The organism is Bradyrhizobium sp., assembly GCF_019242285.1.
In the GTDB taxonomy this organism is placed as follows: domain Bacteria; phylum Pseudomonadota; class Alphaproteobacteria; order Rhizobiales; family Xanthobacteraceae; genus Bradyrhizobium.
Window position 1 is genome coordinate 1 of record NZ_JAFAVV010000969.1, and the last position, 5,545, is coordinate 5,545.

The 5,545-nt window shown below is 67.5% G+C and carries 6 protein-coding genes; all 6 read left to right on the top strand.

All coding sequences use genetic code 11. From position 1 onward, the window contains the following. Positions 1-600 (top strand): ABC transporter substrate-binding protein (locus tag JOY90_RS39575; RefSeq protein WP_291696508.1); only part of this gene is annotated, 600 nt, incomplete at its 5' end. A gap of 6 nt (positions 601-606) precedes the next feature. Then, the gene (locus JOY90_RS39580; protein WP_291696509.1) at positions 607-1,557 is read left to right on the top strand and encodes an ABC transporter permease; all 951 of its coding nucleotides are present in this window, start codon (positions 607-609) and stop codon (positions 1,555-1,557) included. Next, the gene (locus tag JOY90_RS39585) at positions 1,544-2,416 is read left to right on the top strand and encodes an ABC transporter permease (RefSeq protein ID WP_291696510.1); all 873 of its coding nucleotides are present in this window, start codon (positions 1,544-1,546) and stop codon (positions 2,414-2,416) included. Before JOY90_RS39580 ends, JOY90_RS39585 begins: the two co-directional genes overlap by 14 nt. Further along, positions 2,413-3,408, top strand: a complete 996-nt coding sequence (locus tag JOY90_RS39590) for an ABC transporter ATP-binding protein (protein ID WP_291696511.1) — start codon at positions 2,413-2,415, stop codon at positions 3,406-3,408. The genes JOY90_RS39585 and JOY90_RS39590 overlap by 4 nt, the downstream gene beginning before the upstream one ends. Continuing rightward, entirely contained in the window at positions 3,405-4,385 is a 981-nt protein-coding gene (locus JOY90_RS39595) for an ABC transporter ATP-binding protein (protein WP_291696512.1), read from the top strand. Before JOY90_RS39590 ends, JOY90_RS39595 begins: the two co-directional genes overlap by 4 nt. Before the next feature lie 43 nt (positions 4,386-4,428). Beyond that, positions 4,429-5,499 (top strand): alcohol dehydrogenase, encoded by a 1,071-nt coding sequence (locus JOY90_RS39600; RefSeq protein WP_291696513.1) that lies wholly within the window; start codon positions 4,429-4,431, stop codon positions 5,497-5,499. Positions 5,500-5,545 lie beyond the last annotated feature (46 nt).

Consider the following 5,545-nt stretch of genomic DNA (forward strand, 5'->3'; position numbering starts at 1 on the left):
ATCACCAACGGCCTGAGCCGGCCGGCGAGCAATCCTTACGGCGACGGCTCCTGGGTCAAGTGCAAGGACGATGGCGCGCTGCCGGAGGATGCCGAGAAGGCCAAGGCGCTGCTCAAGGACTATGGCAAGCCGGTCGAGTTCAAGATGATCGTCACCGCGACGCCGCGCGGCCGCACCATCGGCCAGGTGCTGCAGCAGTTCTGGAAGAAGGTCGGCGCCAACATGGAGATCGAGCAGATCGACCAGGCCACCGTGGTGCCGCGCGCCTTCATGCGGCAGTTCCAATTGATCCCCTGGCGTATCGTCGACCTCGCCGATCCCGATCCGCAGATGTTTGCAAACTTCCACACCGGCAGCCCCGTGGCGCTCGCCAACTATTCCAATCCCGAGCTGGACAAGCTGCTGGAGCATGCGCGCAACACGGCCGATGTCGGCCAGCGCACCGAGGACTATTGCGCGATCAGCCGCCTCATCAACCAGGAGGCGATCTGGTTCTGGACCTTCCAGAATACCTATTACGCGATCTCGAGCAGCAAGCTGAAGGGCCTGCCAAAACTCTACAACGGAGTGGTCGACGTTTCCGACGTCTGGATGGAATGACCCTCCATGCTCGGCTTCGTCGCACGAAGGCTCACCTATCTCGTGCCGGTGCTGCTGGCGGTCTCGCTGCTCACCTTCCTGATCGCTTCGCTGCTGCCGGGCGATCTCGCTTATGTGATCCTCGGTGACCAGGCGACGCCGGACAAGGTCGAGGCGCTGCGCCACGATATGGGCCTCGATCAGCCGCTCCTCATCCGTTATGTCGGCTGGCTCGGCCACATTCTGCAGGGCGATTTCGGCCGTTCCTTCCGCACCGGGCAGACCGTGTTGCAGGCCGTTGCCGAGCGGCTGCCCGTTTCCTTCGAACTGATGATCCTCGCGGAGCTTGCCGGTCTTCTGATCGGCGTGCCGCTCGCCATCGTCTGCGCCGCGCGGAGCGGCGGCGCCTTCGACCGCTTCGTGACCTCTTCGGCCTTCGGCATGCTGTCGGTGCCGACCTTCCTGTCCGCGATTCTCCTGATCTATTTGTTCGCGGTCGAGCTGCGCCTGCTGCCGGCGACCGGCTATGTGCCGTTCGCCGAGGATCCGCTCGGCAATCTGCGGTTCATGGCATTGCCGGCGCTGACGCTGGGGTTCGCGGAATGGCCGGGGATCATGCGCGTGCTGCGCTCCGACATGATCGCCACGCTGCAGGAGGATTTCATCGCGCTGGCCAGGGCCAAGGGCCTGAAACCCTCCCGCATCCTGTTCGTGCACGCGCTGAAGCCGTCGTCGCTGACGCTGGTGACGGTCACTGGCATCAACATCGGCCGGCTGATGGGCGGCGCCGTCATCGTCGAATCGATCTTCGCGCTGCCCGGAATCGGCCGGCTGCTGGTCGGGGCGATCTACACCCGCGACCTCGTCATCCTGCAGGGCGTGGTGCTGCTGGTGGCCACGGGCTTCGTCATCATGAACTTCATCGTCGACATGCTCTACGCCGTGCTCGATCCCAGGATTCGCCATGGCCACGCTTGAGCTCGCCATCGAGGAAGATGTCGCCGCCACGCCGGCGCGGCGCGTGCGCCGGCTCGGGCCGTTGTTCTGGGTGGCGTTCGGCTGGATGGTCGTCGTCTTTGCCGTGGCGCTGCTCGCCGACGTGCTGCCGCTGCCGAGCCCGACCGACATGGACATGCTGGAGCGCCGCGCACCGATCTCGGCCGAGCACTGGCTCGGCACCGACGGGCTCGGCCGCGACGAGCTGGCGCGGCTGGTCTACGGCGCACGGATTTCGCTGGTCGTCGGGCTCTGTGCGCCCATGATCGGGCTTGGGGTCGGCGGCGCGCTCGGCATGCTGGCCGGCTATTTCCGCGGCCGCTTCGAGACCTGGGTGGTCGGCAGCATGGACGTGCTGTTGGCGTTTCCGCCGCTGATCCTCGCGCTCGCGGTGACCGCCTATCTCGGCCAGTCGATCCTCAACCTCACGCTGATTCTCGGCGTGCTCGGCATCCCTGCCTTCATGCGGGTGGCACGTGCCGCGACATTGACGCTGGCGCGGCGCGAATTCGTGATCGCGGCGCAAGCGCTCGGCGCCACGCATCTGCGCATCCTGCTGCGCGAATTGTTGCCCAATGTGCTGCTGCCGCTCGCCGCCTTCTTCCTGCTCGGCGTCGCCCTGACCATCGTGGCCGAGGGCGCGCTGTCGTTCCTCGGCCTCGGCGTGCCGCCGCCGATCTCGAGCTGGGGCAGCATGATCGGGGAGGGGCGCGAGAGCCTCGAGGCCGCGCCACGGCTCGCCTTCATTCCGGCGATCGCGATGTTCCTGACGGTCTTGTCCTTCAACCTGGTCGGCGACACCTTGCGCGCGCTGACCGATCCGCGGCAGGGCGCGCTGTGACGGGGCGGGCGCTGTTGTCGGTCGAGGACGTCGCCGTCGACCTGCCGACCGCGCGGGGCAATCTCCGCGCCGTCGATCACGTCGACCTGGCGCTGGCGCCGGGCCGCACGCTCGGCATCGTCGGCGAGTCCGGCTGCGGCAAGACCATGCTGTCGCGCGCGATCCTGCAATTGCTGCCGAAGCAGGCGAAGCTCGCCGGCCGCGTGATGTTTGACGGCCAGAATCTGGCGCGCTGCGACGAGCCGGCCCTGCGCAAGCTGCGCGCGCGATCGCTAGCGGTGGTGTTCCAGGACCCGATGACCTCGCTGAACCCGGTCCTGACCATCGGCACGCAGTTGATCGAGACCTTGCAGGAGCACCTCGCGCTCGACCTCGGTGCGGCACGCAAGCGCAGCGCCGAGCTGCTCGCCGCCGTCGGCATTCCCGCGCCCGAGCAGCGGCTCGCGCAATATCCGCACCAGCTTTCCGGCGGCATGCGCCAGCGGGTGGCGATCGCGATCGCGCTGTCCTGCGAGCCGAGACTCCTGATCGCGGACGAGCCGACCACGGCGCTCGACGTCACGATCCAGGCGCAGATCCTCGATCTTCTCGCGCGCGAGCAGCGCCGCCGCCACATGGCGATGATCCTGATCACCCACGACCTCGGCGTGGTCGCCGGCCGCACCGACGAGGTCGCGGTGATGTATGCAGGCCGCGTGGTTGAAAGGGCGCCAACGCAGGCCTTGTTCAAGCGGATGCAGATGCCCTACACCGAGGCGCTGCTCGGCGCGATCCCGAAGCTCGATGCCGCGCCGCATGCGCCGTTGCCGGCAATCAGCGGGCGGCCGCCCGATCCGACCCGGCCGCTCGCCGGCTGCGCGTTCGCGCCGCGCTGCCGCTATGCCGACGGCCATTGCGCCAGCGCCAAGCCGCCGCTGTCGGCTGCCGAGACGCCGGCGCACCACTATGCCTGCTTTCATCCGCTCCGGCTTGCCGAAGGCGCCGGCGCATGATGCTCGATGTGATGCGCGCCGCCTGGTCGGGCACGCTCCTGAAGGTGGAGAACCTCGTCGTCGAATATGGTGCGGGCAGCAAGACCGTGCATGCGGTGTCCGACGTCAGCCTGGAGGTCGCGCGCGGCGAGACCCTGGGCCTCGTCGGCGAATCCGGCTGCGGCAAGTCGACGCTCGGCCGCGCCATCCTGCAGCTCCGTCGCGCCACGTCGGGCCGGGTGTTGTTCGACGGCGAGGAGCTGACGGCGATGAAGGGCGAGGCGCTGCGCCGAATGCGGCGGCGGGCGCAACTGATCTTCCAGGACCCGATCGCCTCGCTCAATCCGCGGCGGCGCATCGGCGACATCGTTGCCGAGCCGTTGGTGATATCGGGCGTGAAGGACGCCAGGGAGCGCGAGGCGCAGGTCTCCGAGGTGCTGAGCGCGGTCGGGCTCGATCCCGCGCTGGTGATGGGACGCCTGCCGCATGAATTCTCCGGCGGGCAATGCCAGCGCGTCTCGATTGCGCGGGCGCTGGTGCTGAAGCCGGAGTTCATCGTCTGCGACGAGCCGGTCTCCGCGCTCGACGTCTCGATCCGCGCCCAGATCCTCAACCTGCTGGAGGAGATGAAGGCGCGCTATGGGCTGACGCTGCTGTTCATCGCCCACGATCTCGCCGTGGTGAAGGCGGTCAGCGACCGCGTCGCGGTGATGTATCTCGGCCGGCTCTGCGAGGTCGGGCAATCCGCGCAGCTTTTCGCCAGGCCGGCGCATCCTTATACCGCGCTCCTGCTCGAGGCGATCCCGGTGCCCGATCCCGACGTGCGGCCAGCGGAGCGCGTGCCGGCCGGCGAGCCGCCGTCGCCGATCGCGCCGCCCTCGGGCTGCCGTTTCCGCACCCGCTGCCCTCGCGCAGACCAGCAATGCCGCGAGGAAATACCGCAATTGCGTCTCGTGGCACCCGGCCAGCACGTGGCTTGCCATCATCCGCTGGCGTAAACTAAAGACACTTCATAAGGCCAAGAAGCCCGGGAGTGACGCCATGAAGAGTTTCCAGGTTGCCGAATTCAACGCACCGCTGAAGGAGGTCGATCAGCCGACGCCGCAGCCTTCGGGCACGCAGGTTTTGATCAAGGTCAAGGCGGCCGGCGTCTGTCACAGCGACCTCCACATCTGGGAGGGCGGCTACGATCTCGGCCATGGCCGCAAGCCGCTGTCATTGAAGGACCGCGGCGTGTCGCTGCCGCGGACGATGGGCCATGAGACGGTTGGCGAGGTCGTGGCCTTCGGGCCGGACGTGAAGGAGAGCGACAAGGGCGGTCTGAAAGTCGGCGACGTCGCGCTGGCCTATCCCTGGCTCGGCTGCGGCAAGTGCGCTGCCTGCCTCGCCGACGACGAGAACATGTGCGCGGTGAAGCCGAATGCGCTCGGCGTCTATTGCGACGGCGGTTATGCCGACCACATGACGGTGCCGCACCCGAAATATCTCCTGGACCTGAAGGGGCTGGACCCGGTCACGGCGGCGCCTTACGCCTGTTCCGGCGTCACCACCTATTCCGCCCTGAAGAAAGTCGAAAAGGACTTTGACACACCAATCGTGATCTTCGGCGCCGGCGGGCTCGGGCTGATGGCGCTGTCGCTGTTGAAGGCGATGGGCGGCAAGGGCGCGATCGTGGTCGACATCGACGCCAGAAAGCGCGAGGCAGCCGAGAATGCCGGCGCGCTCGCGACCGTCGACGGCAAGGCCCCGGACGCGCTGGCGCAGCTCGCGCAGAAGGCCGGCCAGCCGATCCGCGCCGTGATCGACCTGGTCGGCAACGCCGCTACGACGCAGCTCGGCTTCGACTGCCTGACCAAGGGCGGCAAGCTCGTGATGGTCGGCCTGTTCGGCGGCGGCGCGCCATGGGCGCTGCCGCTGATCCCGATGAAGGCCGTCACCATCCAGGGCAGCTATGTCGGCAACCTGCGCGAGACGCGTGAATTGCTCGACCTCGTGCGGGCCAGGAAGATTCCACCGATCCCGGTGACGCCGATGCCGCTTGCCAGCGCCAACGAGGCGCTGCATGACTTGCATCAGGGCAAGCTGGTCGGCCGCGCCGTGCTGGTGCCGTAAATATCTCTTCGCTGTCATTCCGGGGCGATGCAAAGCATCGAACTAT